Source organism: Streptomyces sp. NPDC005784, assembly GCF_042871525.1.
Lineage (GTDB): Bacteria > Actinomycetota > Actinomycetes > Streptomycetales > Streptomycetaceae > Streptomyces.
On record NZ_JBIAIQ010000004.1, the window covers coordinates 261,499 to 283,261 of the forward strand.

At 71.2% G+C, this 21,763-nt stretch carries 14 protein-coding genes; all 14 read right to left on the reverse strand.

Annotated features, from left to right (window positions below):
- Positions 1–62: 62 nt before the first annotated feature.
- Positions 63–1,346: a thymidine phosphorylase gene (locus ACFYR3_RS09065; RefSeq protein WP_389282197.1), complete on the reverse strand. Its 1,284-nt coding sequence runs from the start codon at positions 1,344–1,346 to the stop codon at positions 63–65.
- 67 nt (positions 1,347–1,413) lie between these two features.
- Complete coding sequence (locus tag ACFYR3_RS09070; protein ID WP_355851783.1) at positions 1,414–1,827, reverse strand: cytidine deaminase; 414 nt, start codon at positions 1,825–1,827, stop codon at positions 1,414–1,416.
- Entirely contained in the window at positions 1,824–3,089 is a 1,266-nt protein-coding gene (locus tag ACFYR3_RS09075; RefSeq protein ID WP_355851780.1) for an ABC transporter permease, read from the reverse strand. The genes ACFYR3_RS09070 and ACFYR3_RS09075 overlap by 4 nt, the downstream gene beginning before the upstream one ends.
- Complete coding sequence (locus tag ACFYR3_RS09080) at positions 3,086–4,210, reverse strand: ABC transporter permease (protein ID WP_355851777.1); 1,125 nt, start codon at positions 4,208–4,210, stop codon at positions 3,086–3,088. Before ACFYR3_RS09080 ends, ACFYR3_RS09075 begins: the two co-directional genes overlap by 4 nt.
- Positions 4,210–5,901 (reverse strand): ABC transporter ATP-binding protein, encoded by a 1,692-nt coding sequence (locus tag ACFYR3_RS09085; protein ID WP_389282394.1) that lies wholly within the window; start codon positions 5,899–5,901, stop codon positions 4,210–4,212. Before ACFYR3_RS09085 ends, ACFYR3_RS09080 begins: the two co-directional genes overlap by 1 nt.
- A gap of 243 nt (positions 5,902–6,144) precedes the next feature.
- The gene (locus ACFYR3_RS09090) at positions 6,145–7,197 is read right to left on the reverse strand and encodes a BMP family ABC transporter substrate-binding protein (protein WP_355851774.1); all 1,053 of its coding nucleotides are present in this window, start codon (positions 7,195–7,197) and stop codon (positions 6,145–6,147) included.
- A 314-nt stretch (positions 7,198–7,511) separates the two neighbouring features.
- The gene (locus tag ACFYR3_RS09095; RefSeq protein ID WP_355851771.1) at positions 7,512–8,570 is read right to left on the reverse strand and encodes a BMP family ABC transporter substrate-binding protein; all 1,059 of its coding nucleotides are present in this window, start codon (positions 8,568–8,570) and stop codon (positions 7,512–7,514) included.
- Between the two features lie 363 nt (positions 8,571–8,933).
- On the reverse strand, positions 8,934–10,154 hold the full coding sequence (locus ACFYR3_RS09100; protein WP_389282396.1) for a M20 family metallopeptidase: 1,221 nt from the start codon (positions 10,152–10,154) through the stop codon (positions 8,934–8,936).
- 1,399 nt (positions 10,155–11,553) lie between these two features.
- Positions 11,554–12,438, reverse strand: coding sequence for a phosphate ABC transporter ATP-binding protein PstB (gene pstB, locus ACFYR3_RS09105; protein ID WP_389282398.1), 885 nt, complete (start codon positions 12,436–12,438; stop codon positions 11,554–11,556).
- A 320-nt stretch (positions 12,439–12,758) separates the two neighbouring features.
- Entirely contained in the window at positions 12,759–13,667 is a 909-nt protein-coding gene (locus tag ACFYR3_RS09110; protein WP_389282200.1) for a sortase, read from the reverse strand.
- Positions 13,668–13,786: 119 nt separating this feature from the next.
- Positions 13,787–15,781, reverse strand: a complete 1,995-nt coding sequence (locus tag ACFYR3_RS09115) for an Ig-like domain repeat protein (RefSeq protein ID WP_355851766.1) — start codon at positions 15,779–15,781, stop codon at positions 13,787–13,789.
- A gap of 137 nt (positions 15,782–15,918) precedes the next feature.
- Positions 15,919–18,606, reverse strand: a complete 2,688-nt coding sequence (locus ACFYR3_RS09120; protein ID WP_389282202.1) for a hypothetical protein — start codon at positions 18,604–18,606, stop codon at positions 15,919–15,921.
- Positions 18,607–18,689: 83 nt separating this feature from the next.
- Entirely contained in the window at positions 18,690–20,465 is a 1,776-nt protein-coding gene (pstS, locus tag ACFYR3_RS09125) for a phosphate ABC transporter substrate-binding protein PstS (protein WP_389282204.1), read from the reverse strand.
- Entirely contained in the window at positions 20,465–21,763 is a 1,299-nt protein-coding gene (pstA, locus tag ACFYR3_RS09130; RefSeq protein ID WP_389282206.1) for a phosphate ABC transporter permease PstA, read from the reverse strand. The genes pstS and pstA overlap by 1 nt, the downstream gene beginning before the upstream one ends.

Genomic DNA, 21,763 nt, shown 5'->3' on the forward strand with positions numbered 1-21,763 from the left:
ACGCGAACGGGGACTGGCGCGAGTGCGCCGGTCCCCGTCGTGGAGCGGAGTGGACGTGACGATCAGGCGATCCGGTCCAGCACGATCGGCGTGGCCTTGAAGCCGGTGCCCGCCGGCGCGATGTCGTACGAGCCCTCGACTCCCTGGAGCGCGTAGTCGAAGCGGTCCGGGGTGTCCGTGTGGAGGGTCATGAGGGGCTGGCCCGCCGTCACCGTGTCGCCCGGCTTGGCGTGCAGCTCGACACCCGCGCCGGCCTGCACCGGGTCCTCCTTGCGGGCGCGTCCGGCGCCGAGGCGCCAGGAGGCGATCCCGATGTCGTACGCGTCGAGACGGGTCAGCACACCGGAGGCCGGAGCGGTGACGACGTGCGTCTCGCGCGCGGTGGGCAGCTCTGCGTCCGGGTCACCGCCCTGCGCGGCGATCATGCGGCGCCACACGTCCATCGCGGAGCCGTCGGCGAGCGCCTTCGCCGGGTCGGCGTCCTTGATCCCGGCCGCGTCGAGCATCTCGCGCGCCAGGGCGATCGTGAGCTCCACGACGTCGGCGGGGCCGCCGCCGGCGAGGACCTCCACCGACTCGCGGACCTCCAGGGCGTTGCCCGCGGTCAGGCCGAGCGGCGTCGACATGTCGGTGAGGAGCGCGACCGTCTTCACACCGTGGTCGGTGCCGAGGCCCACCATCGTGGAGGCCAGCTCGCGGGCGTCCTCGATGGTCTTCATGAACGCACCGGAGCCGACCTTCACGTCCAGGACGAGTGAGCCCGTGCCCTCGGCGATCTTCTTGGACATGATGGAGGAGGCGATGAGCGGGATGGCCTCGACCGTGCCGGTGACGTCGCGGAGCGCGTAGAGCTTCTTGTCGGCCGGGGCGAGACCGTCGCCGGCCGCGCAGATGACCGCACCCGTGGTGTCGAGGACGTGCAGCATCTCCTCGTTGGACAGCAGCGCGCGCCAGCCCGGGATCGACTCCAGCTTGTCCAGGGTGCCGCCGGTGTGGCCGAGGCCGCGCCCGGACAGCTGCGGCACCGCGGCACCGCAGGCGGCGACCAGCGGGGCCAGCGGGAGGGTGATCTTGTCGCCCACGCCGCCGGTGGAGTGCTTGTCGGCGGTCGGGCGGGACAGGGAGGAGAACTCCATGCGCTCGCCCGAGGCGATCATGGCGGCCGTCCAGCGGGCGATCTCACGGCGGTTCATGCCGTTGAGCAGGATCGCCATGTTGAGGGCGGCCATCTGGTAGTCGGCGACCTCGCCGCGGGTGTACGCGTCGATGACCCAGTCGATCTGCGGATCGCTGAGTTCGGCGCGGTCCCGCTTGGTACGGATGACGGAGACGGCGTCCATGGCCATGGGGTTCCTTCCGAAAAGATGAGCGGCCCCTCCCTGGGATCGGTCGATCAGGAGGGGCCGCGGGGCATTACTTGGTGAGATGGCTCGGCCCGAAGGCCTGCGGCAGCATCTCGGAGAGGGACACGAGCCCGTCCGGCGTCTCCAGGATCAGTTCGTCCCCGCCGAACTCGAACAGCAGCTGCCGGCAGCGTCCGCACGGGACGAGGATCTCGCCCTGCCCGTCGACGCACGTGAAGTGCGTCAGCCGGCCGCCGCCGGTGGTGTGCAGCTCCGAGACGAGACCGCACTCGGCGCACAGGCCGAGGCCGTAGGAGGCGTTCTCGACGTTGCAGCCGGAGATGATCCGGCCGTCGTCGACGCGGGCGGCGGCGCCGACCGGGTACTTCGAGTAGGGGGCGTACGCGCGGGACATCGCCGTACGGGCCACCTCCCGCAGCTCTTCCCAGTCGACGTCCGCGGACTCCGCGCCGGCGGCTGTCACTTGCCCTGCCCCTTCCGGTACGGCAGGCCGTCCGCCTTCGGCATGCGCAGGCGCTGCGCCGACAGCGAGAGGACGAGCAGGGTGATCACGTACGGCGTGGCGGAGACGATCTGGCTGGGCACCTCGTTGGTCGTGGCGTACCAGAGGAACACGAGGACGCCGATGACCAGGGTGATGACGGCGGACACGTACTTCTTCTTGACCGCGAGCCAGATCGCGCCGATGCCGAGCAGGATGGCGCCGAGCAGCAGCAGGGCGTGGACGTTCTCCGAGCCGCCGCGCAGGTTGAGGCTGTCGGTGTAGCCGAACAGGACCGCGCCCAGCGCGAGTCCGCCGGGCATCCAGTTGCCGAAGATCATCGCGGCGAGACCGATGTAGCCGCGGCCGGCGGTCTGGCCCTCCAGGTAGAAGGGGTTGGCGACGATGGAGAGGAAGACACCGCCGAGGCCGGCCAGACCGCCGGAGATGATCACGGCGATGTACTTGTACTTGTAGACGTTCACGCCGAGCGACTCGGCCGCGATCGGGTTCTCACCGCAGGACCGCAGGCGCAGACCGAACGGGGTGCGCCACAGGATCCACCAGGTGGCGGGGATCAGCGCGACGGCGATCAGCGTCAGCCAGGAGACGTCGGTGACCAGGCCGCCGAGCAGACCCGCGACGTCCGAGACGAAGAACCAGCCCTTGGAGTTCAGGGTGGTGAGCCAGTCGGAGAGCCCTGGCACGGTGAACTGGCCGAGCGATTCGACCGGCGGGGACTGCTTGGCCGAGCCGCCCGGGACGCCCTCGAAGGCGAGCGGGGAGAGATAGCGGGTGGCACCGAGCGCCAGGATGTTGATGGCCACACCGGAGACGATGTGGTTGACGTTGAAGGTGACCGTCATGATCGCGTGCAGCAGACCGCCGACGGCGCCGCCGATGACGCCGACCAGGATGCCGGTCCACGGGCCCCACTGGTAGCCGGCCCAGGCGCCGAACCAGGTGCCGAGGATCATCATGCCTTCGAGGCCGATGTTGACGACGCCCGAGCGCTCGGCCCACAGACCGCCGAGACCGGCCAGGCCGATCGGGACGGCCAGCTCCAGCGCGGTGGACATCTGGCTGACGTTGGTGATGCCGTCGGCGCCGGTGATGATGCGGACGATCGAGGTCAGCGCCAGGCCGCCCGCGATCACCAGCAGGAGGACGGGGAGCGACATCCGGCGGCCGCTGGGAGCCGCGGGCTGCTGCGTGGGCTGGTTGACGTCGGTTGCGGTGGTCATCGGCCAGCCACCTCCTTCTCGGTGTTGTTGGGGCCGCCGAGGACGTTGCCCGCGGCGAGTTCCGCGCCGACGCGGCGCTGCTGGCGGCGCAGACCCCACTCGCGGACGGCCTCGTACGAGACCACGACCGCGATCACGATCAGGCCCTGCATGATGACCGCGATTTCCTTGTCGTACCCGTGGAAGTCGAGCTCGGGCGAGGCCTTGTCCAGCCAGGCCCACAGCAGGGCCGCGAAGGCGATGCCGACGGGGCTGTTGCGGCCGAGCAGCGCGATACCGATACCGAGGAAGCCGATGCCGGTCGGGAAGTTGAGGCTGTAGGTGTGGGTGTCGCCGAGCAGGATCGGCAGACCCGCGAGACCGGCGATGCCGCCGGAGAGCAGCATCGCGGTGAGCACCATGCGCTTGGGGTCGACACCACTGGCCGCGGCGGCGGACTCGGAGGCGCCGGAGGCGCGCAGGTCGAAGCCGAACCGGGTGCGGTTGAGGACGATCCAGTAGCCGATGCCGAGGACCACGGCGAGGATGACCAGACCGTAGATCTCGCCCGCGTCACCCATGTTGAAGCCGGGGACCCAGCCGGACTTGTGCATCTCGCCGGTGGTGTTGTTGTTGCCGAGCTTGACGCCGAAGACGTCGGGCAGCCACAGGTAGGCGATGACGGAGGTCGCGATCGCGTTGAGCATGATCGTCGCGACGACCTCGCTGACCCCGCGGGTGACCTTGAGGACACCGGCGATTCCGGCCCAGAACGCGCCGGTGCAGATGGCGGTCAGCATCAGCAGCGGGACCTGGAGCACGGCCGGCAGCGCGACGTGCGCGCCGACGATCGCGGCCATCATGGCGGCGAGCTGGTACTGGCCGTCCACACCGATGTTGAACAGGTTCATCCGGAAGCCGATGGCCACCGCCAGCGCCGCGATGTAGTACAGCGAGGCCTGGTTGATGATCAGGACCTGGATGTCGGAGTACGTCGCCTGCTGGAACATGATCGTGTACGGCTCGATCGGGCTCTTGCCCGAGGCGAGCAGCACGATCGAGGTCAGCGCCACGGCGACGACGAGCGCGATGACCGGTCCGGCCACCCCGAGGAGCAGGCGCTCCTTGTCGAACTTCTTCATCAGCGGGCCTCGTCTTCCGGGGCGTCCGCCGGGTTCTCGGCGGGCTCTTCGAGCTCGGCCGCTTCGGCGAGCTCCTCGTTCTCCAGATGTCCGGAGGCGGCACCGGTCATGGCCGAGCCGAGTTCCTCCGGGGTGATGGTGGCAGGGTCGGCGTCCGCGACCAGCTTGCCGTTGTAGATCACCCGGAGCGTGTCGGACAGGCCGATCAGCTCGTCCAGGTCCGCGGAGATCAGCAGGACGGCGAGTCCCTCGCGGCGCGCCTCGCGGATCTGGTCCCAGATCTGCGCCTGCGCGCCGACGTCCACACCGCGGGTGGGGTGGGCGGCGATCAGGAACTTCGGCTTGTGGCTCATCTCGCGGCCGACGATCAGCTTCTGCTGGTTGCCGCCGGACAGGGAGGCCGCGGTGACGTCGATGCCGGGGGTGCGCACGTCGTACTCCTCGACGATGCGGCGGGTGTCCTGCTGGGCGCCCTTGATGTCGATCCAGATGCCCTTGGCGTTGGGCTTCTCGGTGACATGGCCGAGGATGCGGTTCTCCCAGAGGGGGGCTTCCAGGAGGAGGCCGTGGCGGTGCCGGTCCTCGGGGATGTAGCCGATGCCGCCCTCGCGGCGCTTGCGCGTGGACAGGCCGGTGATGTCGTCGCCCGCGAAGCGGATGACACCGGAGTCGGCGCCCTTGAGGCCGATCAGCGCGTCGATGAGTTCGGTCTGGCCGTTGCCCTCGACACCGGCGATGCCCATCACCTCACCGGCGTGGATGGTGAAGGAGACATGGTCGAGCACGAGCCGTACTTCGCCGCGCTCCACCTGGTCCATGAGCAGGGCCGCCGAGCCCTTGCCCATCGACACCGAGCCCTTGGCGAAGACCGTCAGGTCCTCGACCTCGATCACGGCCTGGTCGGTGACCGTCGACTCGGAGGTCTCCGGCGTCGGCAGTTCGCTGCCGACCATCAGCTCGGCGAGCTGACGCGGGGTCGTCTCGGAGGGCACGGCGGTGCCGACCGTGGTACCGCGCCGGATGACCGTGATGTCGTCGGCGACGGAGAGGACCTCGCCCAGCTTGTGCGAGATGAAGATGACCGAAAGGCCCTCGGCCTTGAGTTCGCGCAGGTTGTCGAAGAGCGCGTCGACCTCCTGCGGCACCAGGACTGCGGTGGGCTCGTCCAGGATCAGGATCTGAGCGCCGCGGTAGAGGACCTTGAGGATCTCCACGCGCTGCCGGTCGGCGACGCCGAGTTCCTCGACCAGGACGTCAGGGCGGACCCCGAGGCCGTAGCGCTCGGAGAGCTCCACGATCTTGCGGCGGGCCTTGCCCCCGATGCCGTACAGCTTCTCGCTGCCCAGGACGACGTTCTCCAGGACGGTGAGGTTGTCGGCCAGCATGAAGTGCTGGTGGACCATGCCGATGCCGCGGGCGATGGCGTCGGCGGGGGACGAGAAGGTGACCTGCTCGCCGCCGACGGCGATGGTGCCCTCGTCCGGCTTCTGCATGCCGTAGAGGATCTTCATCAGCGTCGACTTGCCGGCGCCGTTCTCGCCGACGAGGGCGTGCACGGTGCCCTTGCGGACGCTGAAGTGGATGTCGTGGTTGGCCACGACGCCAGGGAATCGCTTGGTGATCCCGGCGAGTTCGACAGCGGTCGCCTGACCGTTGACCGCGCCGGCCGGAGGGCTGCTTGACGCGTTGATGGCGCACTCTCCTGAGGGAAAGGGGGTCGTCTACGCGCGTAGCGCCCCTACGGCAACGAAAGGGGCCACGCGCCGCGAGAACGGGATACGGGGAGCCAGACTCCTCGTATCCCGTTGAGCGGACGTAACCCCGCGGTTACCAAGCGGCTCCGGGGCAGAACAGGCGCCTCCCCGTGCCGGACGGCACAGAGACGCACCCGAACTTCCCCGGGACCGCATTGGCTGCTCCTGAGGTACTGCTCGTCAGCTGGTCTTGACCTTGATCGCACCGCTGATGATCTTCTCCTGGGCGGCCTTGACGGCGTCCTGGATCGCGGTGTTGTTCTTGTATGCCGGGTTGGAATCGGCCAGGCCGACCTCACCGGACTTCAGATCGCCCCGAACGATACCGCTCTCGGGCTTGCCGTCCTCGACCGACTTCGCCAGGTTGTACACCGCCTTGGCGACGTCCTTCGTGGCGGAGGTCAGGATCGAGTCCTTGTACTGGGCCAGCGCCTGCTGCAGGTACTGGTCGGAGTCGACACCGATGGCCAGGACCTTCTTGGCGGAGGCGGCCTCGATGACACCCTGACCGGACAGACCGGCCGCGGCGTAGACGACGTCGGCCTTCTTCTCGATCTGGCCCTCGGCGGCCGTCTTGCCCTTGTCGGGGCTGGCGAAGCCACCCTCCTGGGCGGTCTGCGTCAGGTACTGCGAGAGGACCTTGACGCCGGGCTTGGTGTCCTTGACGCCCTGCTCGAAGCCCGCCTCGAACTTGTGGATCAGCGGAACGTCCACGCCGCCCACGAAGCCGACGGTGTTGGTCTTCGTGGAAAGGGCGGCGGTGACGCCGGCGAGGTAGGAGGCCTCCTGCTCGGAGAAGACCAGGTCCGCGACGTTCTTCGCCGTGACGGTGGAGTCGTCGACGATGCCGAAGGTGGTGTTCGGGAGCTTCGCCGCGGCGGCCTTGACGGCCGGGCCGTAGGAGTAACCGATGCCGATGACCGGGTTGTAGCCCTGCTTGGCCAGCGAGACCAGGCGCTGCGTCTTGTCCGCGTCCGTCTCGCCATCGGTGGGCTCGACGTCGGCGGTGGCGTACTTGAACTCGCTCTTCGCCTTCTTCAGACCCTCGAACGCGGCGTCGTTGAAGGACTGGTCGCCCTTGCCGCCGACGTCGTACGCGATGGCGAGGCCCTTGTGACCGCCCTTGGAGTCCGTGGAGGACGAGGAGGTGGAGGTGCCGCCGCAGGCGGACAGAGCGAGGGCGAGAGAGGCGGTCGCAGTACCTGCGAGCGCGATGCGGGTAACCCGGCGCATTAGTTGTGCTCCTGTCGTTCAGCGCCTGACGGTTCAGCTTCGGCGCTGGCTTCGCCGCAGATTAACGCGCGTAGACCAACTAGAAAACCCCTTCTGTCCACCTTGTTATCCGGCTGTGCCCGACGCCACTCACCGACGGGCCGGGGACTTGCCGATCGCAAAGGGAATGTGGCGGTGGGTGACCCCGGAAACGGACAGCGGAACGGGCGGGCACCTGAGGTGCCCGCCCGTTCCGCTGTGCTTCGACCGTGTTCGCCCGACCGGCGGGGAGGTGGCGGGACCGGCCCGCCGCGATCACCCGCCGCTCGCGGCGACTAGCTGGTCTTGACCTTGATGCTGCCGTCGACGATGGCCGCCTTGGCCTTGGCCACGGCGTCGGTAAGACCGGCGATCTCGCCCATCTTCGGGTTGCTGTCGGCCAGGCCGACACCGTTGACCTTGAGGTCGAAGGTCTGCGTGCCGGTCAGCGGCTTGCCGTCGTGGACCGACTTGGACAGCGTGTAGACCGCGCCGCCGACGTCCTTGAGCGCGGAGGTCAGGATCTTGTCCTTGTACGCCGCCAGCGCCGCCTGCTTGTACTGGTCGGAGTCGACGCCGATCGCCCACACGCCCGCCTTGGAGGCGGCCTCGATGACACCCTGGCCGGACAGACCGGCCGCGGCGTAGAGGACGTCGGCCTTCTTCTCGATCTGGCCCTCGGCGGCGGCCTTGCCCTTGTCGGGGCTGGAGAAACCACCCTCGGCCGCGGTCTGGGTCAGGTACTGCGAGAGGACCTTCACGCCGGGCTTGGTGTCCTTGACGCCCTGGGTGTAGCCGGCCTCGAACTTGTGGATCAGCGGAACGTCCACACCGCCGATGAAGCCGACGGTGTTGCTCTTGGTGGCCTTGGCGGCCGCGACACCGGCGAGGTACGAGGACTCCTGCTCGGCGAAGACCAGGGAGGCCACGTTCTTGCCCGGCACGACCGAGTCCACGATGCCGAAGCTGGTCTTCGGGAACTTCGCGGCGGCCTTCTCCAGGGCGGGGCCGTAGGCGAAGCCGATGCCGATGACCGGGTTGTAGCCCTGCCTGGCCAGCGACTCCAGACGCTGCTGCTTGTCGGCGTCCGTCTCGTTGTCGTTGGGCTCGACGTCGGCCGTCTGGTAGCCGAACTCCTTCTTCGCCTTCTCCAGACCGGCGAACGCGGCGTCGTTGAAGGACTGGTCACCCTTGCCGCCGACGTCGTACGCGATGGCGAGGCCCTTGGCGCCGCCGCTCGAACTGCTGTTGCTGCTGCTGTTGTTGTCGCTGCTGGTGCCGCCGCACGCCGTGGCGGCGAGTGCGAGCGACGCGACCCCCACCGCGACGCGGGTCAGGCTGGCTATCCGACGCATCTGAAGCTCCCCATTCTCCAAAGCCCCGCAGTGGGTGCTGAGTTCGGCGCACATTAACGCGCGTAGACCGTCCAGGGAACGGGGTTCCGCCTGGCCGTTATCCATTCGTGCCGATGGCCGGTTACGTCCTTGTGAACCACCGGACCGAAAGGCGCGTTTGAGGACGCAGCACCCTCCACGACCGTCACGCGGTGTGTCCGGAAAACGGGGCCCACGTGACGGAGCGGGTGGTTCCTGCTCCACAGAGTGACTGGTGACGATGACGGGGACCACGCTACTGCGGGGGGCCTGGGGGCGCGACCGGAGTCACCGGCCGCACCCTTCGCCACCGGACCGCGAGGGCGGGTCCTGGTCCAGGAGGCGTCAGTTCTGCTCGTCCTGGAGGGCCGCGGCGGTGAACATCTCGACGCCGACCGTGATCGCGTGCTCGTCCGCGTCGAAGTCGCCGCGGTGCAGATCGCGGATGGTGCGGTCGCCCGGCGGGCGCACACCGAGCCGGGCCATCGCGCCGGGCACGTGCTCCAGGTACCAGGAGAAGTCCTCGCCGCCGAGGCTCTGCTCGGTGTCCTCGACGGAGTGCGCGCCGCGCCGGGCGGTCATCGCGCCGCGGAGCAGCTCGGTGACGGCCGGGTCGTTGACGACCGGCGGGACGCCCCGGATGTAGTTGATCTCGGACTTGGCGCGGTAGAGGTTCGCGATCTCGTCGATCGCCGCGTGGACGAGGTCGGGCGCGGCCCGCCAGGCGTCGAGGTCCAGGCAGCGGATCGTCCCGGACAGCTCGGCGTGCTGCGGGATCACATTGCAGGCGTGACCCGACTCGATGCGGCCCCAGGTCACCGCGAGCCCGCTGCGGGCGTCCACGCGCCGGGCGACGAGCGCCGGCACGTCGGTCACGACCCGCGCGGCGGCGGTGACGAGGTCGGTGGTGAGGTGGGGGCGCGCGGTGTGGCCGCCCGCGCCGTCCAGGGATACTTCCAGCCGGTCGCACGCCGAGGTGATGGCGCCGTGCCGCAGTCCGATGCGCCCCGCGTCGACCCTCGGGTCGCAGTGCACGCCGACGATCCGTCCGACCCCTTCGAGCACGCCCGACTCGATCGCGTCCGGGGCGCCGCCGGGCAGCACCTCCTCCGCGGGCTGGAAGATCAGCCGGACACGCCGGGGCAGCAGCCCCTGGGCGTGCAGGTCCGCGAGGACGAGACCGGCGCCGAGCACGACCGCCGTGTGGACGTCGTGGCCGCAGGCGTGGGCGCGGTCGGGCACGGTCGAGCGGTACGCGCAGTCACTCTTCGTGTCCGGGATGGGCAGCGCGTCGATGTCGGCGCGCAGCGCCAGCATGGGGCGTACGTCGTCGGCGTCCCCGATGTCACAGATGAGGCCGGTTCCGATGGCGAGGACACGCGGCTTCAGGCCCGCCTGCTCCAAGCGCGCCTTGATCGCCGCGGTGGTGCGGAACTCCTGGTTGCCGAGCTCCGGGTGCATGTGCAAGTCGCGACGGAACGCCACGAGTTCGGCGCGCAGTGCCTCGGGCAGCGCGCCGGGGAGCAGCGGCTCCCCGGGGAGATCGGCCTCGGACTCTCGGGACATCAGTTGGTTCACCCTTTGAAGGGTAGGACGATCGGGCGGCCAACTAACCCACGATCAACAAAAGTTCAGCCCGTTAGGGGAAGAAAATCTGACCGCGCGGCGCATGATCGGCGACGGGGATGGGTAAACTCGCCCGGCTCTTCGGGCGTTTGGATCTTGAACGGGCGCAGGTGACCGGCTGTGATCCGGGTCGGCCGGGGATCGCCCGCCGATGTGCACGAGGGGACGCCCGGCTTACCCGAGCGCATTCCCTTATCCGGCCTCCACAGTCTCACAACACCGCAACCGGATTCCGAAACCGTCACTGCCGCGCGACAGCCACGTCACGTTCCGTGAACAGCGGGGTCCGCGGGGCGCGGCGCGGGTGGGCCCGGCGCGGGCGGGCCCAGCGAGGGTGGGCCCGGCGCCGGTGGCCGGGCACGGGTGGCCTCGTACGGGCGGTCCCGTGTCCTGGTGACCGGACACGGGCGGGCCCGGCGCGAGCGCCGGGGCGAACTTGGGCCCGGCACGGAGAGCCCCGCGGGGATGGCCGGGCATTGGCAGGCCCCGCACGGGCCGGGCGGGCGTGAACCCGGCCCGGGCAGTCTCGGCCTGGCCTGGCCTGGCCTGGCCTGGCCTGGCGAGCGGGCAAGGCGGCCCGGCAATGGCGGTTCCGTCACGGGCGGCCGGGCATGGGGCAGTTCCCGGCGCGGGTGGGCCCGGTGCGGGCGGCCGGGGGCAAGGGTGGGCTGGCGCGAGCGGGCCGGCACAGGCGGCCGGCACCGACAGACCGGCACGGCGGCCGGGTACGGGCGGGCCAGCAGGGGCAGGCCCGACGGAGACAGCCGGACACGGGCGGCCGGCACCGACAGGCCGACACGGGCGGGCCCGACGCTGGCGACCGGACACGGGGCGGGCCGGCAAGGGCAGGACCGACGCGGGCAGCCGGGCGCGGGCGGGCCTGCACGACAGGCTGGCACCGACAGGCCCGGCGCTGGCGTGCCCGACGCAGGCAGCCCGATACGGGCGGGCCTGCACGGGCGGGCCGACACAGGCGGCCGACACCGACAGGCCGACACGGGCGAGCCCGACGCAGGCAGCCGGACGCGGGCGGGCCTGCACGGGCGGCCGGCACCGACAGACCGGCACGGCGGCCGGGTACGGGCGGGCCAGCAGGGGCAGGCCCGACGGAGACAGCCGGACACGGGCAGCCGACGCGGGCGAGCCCGACGCAGGCAGCCGGACGCGGGTGGGCCGACACGACGGGCTGGCACCGACAGGCCCGGCGCTGGCGTGCCCGACGCAGGGGGCCGGGCGCGGGTGGGCCGGCGCCGACAGGACCGACGTTGGCGTGCCCGACGCGGGCGGGCGGTGCTGGCGGTTCGGCGTGGGTGGGCGCGGGGCCGGTGGTGGGTGGGGGTCAGCCGAAGCGGCCCGCGACGTAGTCCGCTGTGCGCTCGTCCTTGGGGGTGCCGAAGATGTCGCCGGTCGGACCGTGCTCGACGATGCCGCCCGGGGTGCCCTGCTCGGCGAGGAAGAAGGCGCACTGCTGGGAGACGCGGGCCGCCTGCTGCATGTTGTGGGTGACGATCACGACGGTCACCTGGCCGGCGAGTTCGTGGATGGTCTCCTCGACCCGGCGGGTGGACGTGGGGTCGAGCGCCGAGCACGGTTCGTCCATCAGCAGCACCCGGGGACGTACGGCCAGGGCGCGGGCGATGCACAGACGCTGCTGCTGGCCGCCGGAGAGCGCGCCGCCGGGCTGGCGGAGTCGGTCCCGTACCTCCTTCCACAGACCGGCCCGGGTCAGGCTCTCCTCGACCAGCTCGTCCTTCTCCCGGCGGCCCGTGCGCGTGCCGGTCAGGCGCAGACCTGCGACCACGTTGTCGTAGATCGACATCGCCGGGAACGGGTTCGGCTTCTGGAAGACCATGCCGATCCGGCGCCGGGCCTCGGTCAGCCGCCGCTCGGGTGCGTAGATGTCCTCGCCGTCGAAGAGCACCTCGCCGGCCATCGCGGCGGAGGGGATCAGCTCGTGCATCCGGTTGAGGGTGCGCAGGAAGGTCGACTTGCCGCAGCCGGAGGGGCCGATCAGGGCGGTGACCTGTCCGGCGGGCATGGTGAGGGAGACGCGCTCCAGCACCAGGTGGCTGCCGAACCAGGCCGACACCTCGCGCGCGTCGAGCTCCGCGGGGGCGGCCGTCGGCCGGGCCGGGAAGGGCACCTCTGACGGGGCGGGCGGCAGCGCGACGGTGTCGGCCGCGGCGGTCCCCGGGACGGGCGGCAGCGCGACGGTGTCGCCCATGGCGGTCCCCGGGTCGATGACGGCGGTGGCGGCGGGCGCACGGCCGGTCCCGGCGGTGGCGGCCGGCACGCTGTCGGTCGGGGCGGTCTCTGTCGCGGCGCTGTCACGCGCGGCGGTCGCATCGGTCACGTCGGGCACCTCATGGCGGGATCGGGTCGGGCTCGGCTGGGTAACGGGGTCAAGGCGGGCTCCGCACGGCGTCGGGCCGGGCTCGGCACAGGTCGGATCGGGTCGGGTCGGATCAGGTCGGGTCGGGCTCTGCAACATCACGGGTCGAGGCGGGCTCGGACGGGTCACGGGGGTGGGGCCGGTCGGCGGTGTCACATCAGGTTGGGCAGCAGTTCGGTGGCGCGGGTCGCGACCTGGAGGCCGAGAACGACGACGACCGGCGCGAACACGATCCAGGTCTGGTGACGGCCCCAGCGGTGCCAGGCCCACACCGCGGCGACCGCCACGGCCACCAGCGCCTGGAGCCACATCACCAGCGGCCACGGCATTCCGCCGGGCCGGGCCAGCGGCTGTTCGGACTCGGGAAGCGTGCCGGAGCGGATGACCGCGGCCGGGGTCTGCGCGGCCGCGGAGACCAGCTCTGCGTCGACGCGCAGCACTCCGCCGGGCATGAAGTCCGGTCCGGTGGCCGTGAGGAGGACCAGGCGGCCCTTGCCCGCGTCGAGCGGTGCGGGTGCCGGGTCACCGGCGTGTCGGATGCCGAAGACCTGGTACTTCGCCTTGCCCTGGCCGGTGGTCACGCTGAACGTGTCGCCGGTGGCGAGGTCGCCGAGGTGCTCGAAGGGACCGCCGTACGCGGCGGCGCGGCCCATCAGCACGCTGGTGCCGGCCTGCCCCGGCATCGGGGTGTCCCGGCGGTGGCCGGGGCCGTCGGTCATGACGCCGGAGTCGGTGCCCTCGAGGACCACCTGGTGGACGTGGAGGGCGGGGATGTCGATGAGCGCGACCGGCGTGCCGGGGGCGAGCAGCGCACCCTGCTGGTCGGTCTGGGCCACCGGCGCGGTTCCCAGGGCCAGTTGGGCGCGCAGGGAGTCGTACGCGGAGTGCTGTGCCGCTCGTTCCTGGAAGCCGCTGAGGAACAGCAGCTGCGCGGTGAGGCCGAGCAGCAGGGCCGCGAGGGTGAGCAGGCCGCCGCGGGCGAGATGCCGGACGGCGGTGACGCTCCGAACACCCGGCCACGGCACGGGCGTTGCGAGCGTGGTCTGTACGGCGACCGTCACGGCGGCACGTCTCCTTCACTCAACTCATGGAACGGGATGGGCGGAAAACAAAGAGGGGTCCCGCCGGGGAGCGCCCTACTGGGCGCCCCCGGCGAGCGGGTGGTTCAACAGGCCACGGATCAGGTGGACTTGATCTTGAACGTGGTGCCGGTCTTCGAGCTCACCGTGGTGGAGCCCAGGTACCAGGCGTGCAGGGTGTGCGTGCCGCGGGACAGCTTCGGCAGCTTGATGGTCACCTTGCCGCCGCTCAGGGTGCCGGTGGCGACGACGTGCGAGCCCTCGTAGATGCGGACCGTGCCGGTCGGCGTGGTGCCGGTCGCGGAGACCTTGACGGTGACCTTGGCCTGCGAGAGGTGGCTGATCGAGGTCGGCGCCGTGGTGCTGACGCTCGGGCTCGCCTTCGAGACGGTCAACGAGGCGGTCCCGCTGGACGTCAGGAGCTTGCCGCTGCCCGCGTAGGACACCGTGAGGCTGTGCTTGGCGACCTTCAGGTGGCTGGACAGGCTGACGAAGACCTTGCCGGTGCTGTCCAGGGTGCCCGTGCCGAGGGTGGTGGTGCCCTCCTTGACGGTGACCGTGCCGGTCGGGACGACACCGTGCGTGCCGGTGATCGTGACGGCGACCTTCGGGGTCTTGCCGTACGCGGTCGTCACGGCGGTCGCCTTGGTGGTGGACGTGTACTTGATGTCGCCGGCCCAGGAGGCGACGGCACCGCTGCCGTTGAGGTTGGCGGCGGAGACCTCGGCCGTGTAGTGGCCCAGGGCCAGACCGCTGAAGGTGTACGACGTGGTGGTGGCCGGGAGGTCCTTGACGGCCACGACGGCGCCGTCCGAACCGGTCAGGGTCACGCGGTAGTCGGTGACCGGGAGGCCGGTGGCGGACGGAGCGGTCCAGTTGAACTTGACGCTCCCGTCGCCGCGGGTGCCGCTCAGGGTCGGCGCGGCCGGCGTGGACGCGTCGACACCGGACTCCTCCAGGCCGCCGAGCTTGGCGTGCTTGGCAGGGTTGACCGAGCCGTTGTAGGACTCGTTCACGAAGCCGAACTTGGCGATGACGCCCTCGGCGGCGTCGGAGGCGAGGGCCGCCTCGTGGGTGCCGCTGGTGACGAAGACGTCGTAGAGGTCCTTGTCGAAGAAGACGCCGGTCGGGTCGATCGCCCGGGTCGGGACGACGTTGTAGACGTCGCGGCCGAAGGTGGCGTTCTCGTAGTAGGCGCCGACCGGAGCGAGCTTGCCGTTCACCGTGGTGACCGGGGTGGTGGCGCCCTCGTCGCCGGGCAGCTGCACGGCGGCCAGGTGGGCGCCGGCGGCGGCCGCGGTGGTGCTGAAGTCCGGTGAGATGCCGTTGTTCTGGGCGATCCAGCTGCCCACCGAGAACGGGACGAGCGTGCCGTCCGCGTCGAGGGCGCCGTTGGCCTGGTTCTCCTGGACGGTGCCGACGTTCGGGGAGAGCGTGGCGTCGGTGAGGCCGATGGCGCCGAGGAAGAACTTGCGGGTGCCGGAGCCGGACTGCGGGATCTTCGGGTGCACGGTCTGGCCGTTCACCTCGGTCAGCGTGCCCGAGTAGATGTCGTGGAGCTGGTCGACGGTCAGCGTGTTCAGGGCCGAACCGTGGACCGCGACGCCGACCGCGTCACGCGCGAACGGAATGTAGGTGAAGGCGGTGCCGGAGGTGCTCGGGCCGCTGGAGGAGCGGGCGAAGTCGACCTGGCCCTTGATGGAAACGCCCGAGCTGTCGGGGAACTTGTCGCCTGTCAGCGACATGCTGAGGGCGAGGCGGCCCTTGCCGGAGCCGTTGGGGCGCAGGAAGGACGGGCCGCCCGTGCGGGTCTGGATGTTCGAGGTGGTGGAGCCGGTGCCGGGCTCGATCGCGTCGTAGGAGGCGACACCCGCACCGCTGGCCGCCTTCACGGCGCTGTCGGCGTAGCCCTTGCCGTTGACCGTGTCGCCGGCCAGGGCGTTGAGCACGTCCTGGGTGGTGTCCGAACCCACGCCGACCAGGTTGCGGAAGGTGCCGGCGGGGGTGGGGTCGGCGGACGCCGGGCTCGCCAGAGCCAGCGAGCCGGACACCACGGCGGCGGCGACCATGGCCGCCGAAAGGCGCATCGTGCGCATTGAGAGTCTCCAGAAGGTGTGCGACGTGACGTCGGGAGGATCTGGCAGGGTGGTACGGGCCGTCCGCCCCGACTGCCTTTCGGGGCGGGCGGCCGTCTGTGGGGAGCGCGGGCCCGGCGGGCCCGCGCTCCGCGCGCTCAGCTCCGCCCGGAAGGCAGCCGCTTGCGCAGCCACTCGGGCAGGGTGAACGCGGGGACGGTCACTCCACGGCCGCCGGGCAGCGGGATGCGCAGCGGGAGCCGGAGCCTGCCGCCGCCGGCGAACGGCGCGCCGATGCCGGCGAAGGCGCCGAGCGCGGCGCCGATCGGGACGGCGTACCGCAGGGAGTTGGCCGGATCGTCGGGCGTGGTGCCCAGCGCGGTGGTCTGCAGGGCCTTGCCGCCGTCGAAGGACGGTGCGGCGCTCGGCTTCGCGCTCGTGCTCGCGCCGGCACTCGGCGTGGCGCCGTTGCCGCCGCTGCCGCTGTCGCCGCCCGTGGAACCGCCGGAGACGGTGCCGCCCGATCCTCCGCCGGAGCCGAGGGAGTCGCTGCCGCCGGTGGAGCCGCCGCCCGTGGAGCCGCCGCTCGATCCGCCGGCGGTACCCGAGCCGTCGGAGGGCGTCGAGCTGGGTGCGGTGTAGTGGACGAGGGCGTCGGCGGCCGTGTTCGCCTTGGTGCGCAGGGCGGCGGAGAGCGGGGCGTAGCCGGCCGGGAGCAGGCCCGGGTCGGCGCCGCTGGTCTGTCCGTCACCCGCGGCGTATCGCAGCAGGGCCGCGTAGTCCTTGCGGGCGGCCGCGTCGACCTTGGCCGGGCGGACGGCCGCGTAGACCAGCTGGGCGAGCGGGTAGGCGCCCTCGGCGTCGGCCGTGGCGGGGGTGATCTCGGGGGCTCCGGTGCCGGTGGCACCGGTGGCCGCCGCGGTCAGGGACGCCGCGGCGGGGCCCACGAACTTACCGGCCGTGTTGCGCAGCCGGGCGGTCTGAAGGCCGTAGCGCGCGGCGGAGGCCGCGTCGGTGACCGTGATCACGAAGCGGGAGCCGACCGTCTGGGGTCCCGGGCTCTTGAAGGCCGGCGGGTTGGCGAGCGCGTCCCAGCTGGACTTCCAGAGGGTGTCGGCGCGCCGGGTGTGCAGGGCGCCGGAGTGCATGTCCTCCACATAGGGGTGGAAGTCGGTCATGCACTGCTTGATCGTGGCGTCGGTGCCCGGCGGGATCGCGCACCACGGGTCGCTCTTGGGGTAGTCGTCGGCGCTCGCGGGATCGAAGGCGATACCGGTCGGGTTCAGGTCCGCGCTGGTGCTGTAGTACGGGTTGACCCGGGTGCCCCAGTCGTCGGCGGCACCGGCCAGGAAGCCGCGGGCGTCCTTGTCGGAGAGGATCCACTGCCACAGCGCGCGGGCCGAGTCGCTGTGCCCGAGCGAGGTGATCAGGTCGGTGTCGGTGGACGGGGTCTCGGAGACCGACAGGTCCGCGAACTCGGGGTTGAGGGAGATGAATTCGGGGTCACTGGCCAGGCCCGCGGGGTTGGTCCTGGCCCAGCCGTAGCCGGTGGCCGTCTTGTCGCCGAGTACCGCTCCCCAGGGCGAGTTGCGGTACGACTCGGTGAGCAGCTTGGCGACCAGACGCGGCGTGAGGTCGACGGACTCGACCTTGGTGCCCGCGAGCTTGCGGACGGAGTCCGGTGCGCCCGCCTTCGGTCTGCGTTCGACGGTGAAGCCGATCACGGTTCCGGAGAGCGCGACGGGCGAGTACACGGTCGGGTCGGAGGGTGCCGTGGTCCCTGTGTCGGCTCCGAGGGCGCGGGTGGTGAAGGCGAGTCCTGAGGAGCCGTCGTTGGTGAGGCGGGCGCGGGTGTCCGGCTCGCCCAGCTCGGTGTAGCCGTACACCGTGCCGGTCGGGCACAGGGCCGCCTGCCAGCTGGTCATCGCGTCGGCGGCGAGCTCGCTGCCGGTGGTGGCGCGCTCCTTCGCGCCGAGCGCGCAGTTGGTGCCGACCGAGTTGAAGCCGAGCGGGATCGCGACGCGGTTCTTCCAGTTGGTGGAGGAGACCGGGGAGCCGGCGTTGACCTGGCTGTGGTCGGCGTAGGGCTTGCCGTCCAGGTCGAGGTGACCCTGCGGGACGATGACGAGCCAGCAGGAACGGGGCTTGGTGCCGCCGTTGGCGGTGACCGGCAGCCCGCAGCCCAGGTGCGGGGCCTCGTTGGCGGTCTGGACCTCGAAGTACTCCTTGCCGGAGCCGTCGGCGCCGGTGCGGGCGAAGTCGACCTCGTTGGTGGTGTTGCGGTTGAAGAAGGCGTTGTTCTGGGTGCCGGAGGTGATCAGCGTGCCGTCGACGGACTTGAAGGGCACCTCGCCCGGGGCGTTGGGGTTGGCGGCCCCGTACCGGTTGTCCTGACCGTAGTTGGTGGGGTCGGCGCTGTAGAAGACCTTGCGGGTGTCGTCGTAGTCGTTGCCCGGCCAGCTGCCCCGGTCGGTGGTCGGGGAGGCGCCGTACTGGCACTGGGTGCGCGCGGGGCCCGGGTTGGACGGCACCGTGCCGTCGTCGTCGCCCCAGCACTGCATGATCTGCACGAAGTCGGTGTTGAACGACGTGCCGGCGAACGTGGACGGGGTGCCGTCGGACCAGGAGACCGTGACCGCCTGGCTGGTCAGGTGGGTGGTCTGGTCGACGGTGAACTTCATGTCCTTGAACTCGCCGCGGCCGGAGACCGTGACGGCCGAGGAGGTGGTGGCCGCGGTGCCCGTCGCGGACGCGGGGGCCGCCGCCTGGGCCACGCCGAGGCCGGCGAGGGCGCCCACGGCGGCTCCGGCGACGACGCGCAGGAGCAGCCGTCGTACGCGGAGCACCGCTTTCCCGCGCGCTCGCGGGCTCGTGGCCGCGGGTCTCGCGCCGCGCGGTCCTGTGATGCGGGGTCCTGTGATGCGGGAGTTCATCGCTTCTGCCCCTCTCCGGCGTCCTTGCCGGCGCCGCGCCCGGCGATCGCCCGGGACACCACGGACGGCAGCAGGACGAGACCGAGGACCAGGAAGGCCGCGATCAGCATCAGCGTCTGGGTGCTGGTCCAGCCCTGGGTGCCGGCCACGGAGACCGGCTGGGCGAGCGCGATGGTGTCGTTCACCGCGCCGGTGCCGCCGCTTCCTCCGCCTCCGCCGCTGCCGCCCGAGGAACCGGTCCCCGAGCCGCCGCCGGTGCCGGGCGAGAGCGTCTGGCCGGTGTCGGGGTCGACGACCGGTGCGGAGCCGCCGCCGGTACCGCCTCCCGCGGTCGAGCCGCCAGCGCCCGAACTCCCGCCGGTGGTACCGCCGTTGGCGCCTCCGCCGGTGGAACCGCCCGAGGTCGATCCGCCGCTCGTGCCGCCCGTGGAGCCCGAACCGCCCGAGCTGCCGCCCGCCTTGGCGCCGCCGCTGCCGGTGGTGCAGGCCGGGGCGCCCTTCTTGTCGCAGGCGGCCGGGTACGGGGCGGTGTCGGCGAGCTTGTTGTGCCCGTCGCTGGAGAAGGTCGGGTTGTTGCAGCCCCTGAGGTTGATGCTCTGGGCCTGCACGCCCGGGATGCGGCGGATCTGGGCGAAGCCCGCCTTCACCAGGTTGATCGGCAGGGGCGAGTAGCCGAGCGAGGGTGCCTGTTGCTGGCCCTGGCACATGAAGTAGTACGAGAACGCGCCGAGCGTCTTGCCCTTGGCCTTGGTGAAGGTGCCCTGCACCTTCAGGGGCAGGATCATGTACGAGTAGCTGGACAGCGGGTAGTTGCGCCGGTCGGAGTCGTTGTAGACGCCGTCGAGCTTCTGGGTGAGGTAGTCCGCGGAGCCCTTGTCGGTGTTGATCTTCGCCTTGAGCAGCGAGACCGCGACGTTCTGCGGGGTCGGCTCGGTGTAGTAGCCCGCGTGGTTGAGGACCTTGGCGACCGGATAGTGCGCGTTCAGGGCGTACGAGTAGTTGACGTACCCGATCGCGCCCTCGCCGTAGTTCTGGGCGACGTAGCCCGCGACTCCGAGGTCGCCGGACTGGGCGATCATGCCGGAGACGGTCGGGTAGTACGAGGTCTGCCCGCAGGCTCCGGAGCGGCCGACCTTGCGGCAGTAGGACTGCCACAGCGACTTGTGCTGGTTGGCCATCCACATCGTGAACTGGGCGGTGGAGCCGGAGCCGTCGGAGCGTACGACGGGGACGATGGTGCGGTGCGGGAGCTGGAGCCCCGGGTTGTCGGCCTTGATGACCGGGTCGTCCCAGGTCTTGATGGCTCCGGTGAAGATCTTGGTGACCACGTCGCCGGACAGGCGCAGGTTGGTGACCCGCTTGCCGTTGACGGTCAGGTGGTACATGAAGACGGTGCCGCCGGCCACGATCGGCATGTAGGCGTACGACCCGGACGCGGGCCGTTCGGCGGCCGAGCCGTCGGTCGGGTGGGTCTGGAACGGGATGTCGGAGACGGCGAAGTCGACGGTGCCGCTGAGGAACTGACGGCGGCCGTCGGAGGAACCGGTGCCGGCGTAGCTGATCCGCATGCCGTACTGGTTGACGGCGCGCCGCCATTCGTCGACGGCGTTCTCTGCCCAGGTGGAGCCTGCGCCGGATATCGGCGTGTAGCTCTCGGCGGCGGCGGGGGCCGCCAGCGGACCGGCCAGCAGCGCGGCGATCACGCCGAGCAGCGCGCCGAGCGTCCCGAGTGCCCGAAGGCGCCCGAGGGCGGTGTGGAGGTGGCTGCGCATCAGTCGGTCTCTCCGGTGGCGGGGGCGGACAGGGCGGTTCCCTTGGGGTGTGATCCCTCGGGGCTCTCGAACAGGGACAGGCCGGGCGCGTGCAGGTCCTCGAAGCGCCGTATGTCCTGCCGTGAGGCGCGGGCGGTCCGGCGGGCCTGGCGCTTGGTCTGGTGGCCGGGGCCGCGCCCGCCGATCACCCGGGCGATCACGAACAGCACCAGGACGAGGGCCATCAGGACGGCGGCGGCGCCGAAGCCGCGGGCGATCATCGTGGGCTCGGGCGACTTGACGAAGTTGAAGACCGCGAGCGGCAGCGAGACCATCGGCCCGCTCGTCGGGTCCGCGTTGAGCGCGGCCGTGAAGCCGGCGGTGAGCAGGACGGGCGAGGTCTCGCCGATTCCGCGGGCGGTGCCGAGGATGACGGCGGTGGCGAGGCCGGAGCGGGCGGTGGGCAGCACGACGTGCCAGACCGTCCGCCAGCGTGGCGCGCCGAGCGCTTCGGCCGCCTCGGTGAGGTTGCCCGGCACCAGGCGCAGCACCACGTCGGAGGCCCGGATCACGATCGGCAGCATCATCACGCTGATCGCGAAGCCGGCCGCGAGGCCCGACTTCTGCATGCCGAGGCCGAGGATCCAGGTGGCGTACACCATCAGACCGGCGACGATCGACGGCAGTGCGGTCATCGCCTCGACGATGGTCCGGACGAAACGGGAGAACCGGCCCGGGATCTGGTTCAGGTAGACGGCGCAGGCGAGGCCCAGCGGCACGGTGATCGCGAGCGCGATGGCGATCATGGTGAGTGTGCCGAGCATCGCGTGGGCGATGCCGCCGTGGGTGAGCGGGTCGAGCGGGCCCGAGGCCTGCATGTCCTGGGTGAAGAAGTTGCCGTGCGGCAGCGCCTCCCGGCCGCGCCAGCCGGTGAAGCCGACGACCATGAAGAGGCCGGAGAACAGCAGCGTGGCCGCCGTCCAGAGGACGACCGTCATCACCCGGTCGCGTACGGCCTGGCCGTCCTCGTCGAGCCCGGTCAGCACCGCGTAGATCGCCAGGAAGACGAGATAGGCGGTGACCGTGAAACCCAACATGCCTGAGAACGGGGCGAGTTGGCCGAACAGCAGGACGGTGACGCAGAGTCCGGAGGCGGCGGCGCCGCACAGGGACAGCACCCCGGTGCGGCTGACACCGCTGATGCGGCGCGGCCGGAGGGGCTGCGGCGCGTGCTCCACCGCGACATCCGCGGGCACGGGCACGGGCACAGGCGCGGCGTCGCGGACGTCGGAGAGGGACGTTTCTTCGATGACGGTCAT

Excerpts from the sequence above, each read along its gene's own strand:
- pstB (WP_389282398.1), bottom strand. The coding sequence starts at position 12,438 with ATGGGCGACACCGTCGCGCTGCCGCCCGTCCCGGGGACCGCCGCGGCC.
- ACFYR3_RS09075 (WP_355851780.1), bottom strand. The coding sequence starts at position 3,089 with ATGACCACCGCAACCGACGTCAACCAGCCCACGCAGCAGCCCGCGGCT.
- ACFYR3_RS09115 (WP_355851766.1), bottom strand. The coding sequence starts at position 15,781 with ATGCGCACGATGCGCCTTTCGGCGGCCATGGTCGCCGCCGCCGTGGTG.
- ACFYR3_RS09090 (WP_355851774.1), bottom strand. The coding sequence starts at position 7,197 with ATGCGCCGGGTTACCCGCATCGCGCTCGCAGGTACTGCGACCGCCTCT.
- ACFYR3_RS09080 (WP_355851777.1), bottom strand. The coding sequence starts at position 4,210 with ATGAAGAAGTTCGACAAGGAGCGCCTGCTCCTCGGGGTGGCCGGACCG.
- ACFYR3_RS09095 (WP_355851771.1), bottom strand. The coding sequence starts at position 8,570 with ATGCGTCGGATAGCCAGCCTGACCCGCGTCGCGGTGGGGGTCGCGTCG.
- ACFYR3_RS09100 (WP_389282396.1), bottom strand. The coding sequence starts at position 10,154 with ATGTCCCGAGAGTCCGAGGCCGATCTCCCCGGGGAGCCGCTGCTCCCC.
- ACFYR3_RS09065 (WP_389282197.1), bottom strand. The coding sequence starts at position 1,346 with ATGGCCATGGACGCCGTCTCCGTCATCCGTACCAAGCGGGACCGCGCC.
- pstS (WP_389282204.1), bottom strand. The coding sequence starts at position 20,465 with ATGCGCAGCCACCTCCACACCGCCCTCGGGCGCCTTCGGGCACTCGGG.
- pstA (WP_389282206.1), bottom strand. The coding sequence starts at position 21,763 with ATGACCGTCATCGAAGAAACGTCCCTCTCCGACGTCCGCGACGCCGCG.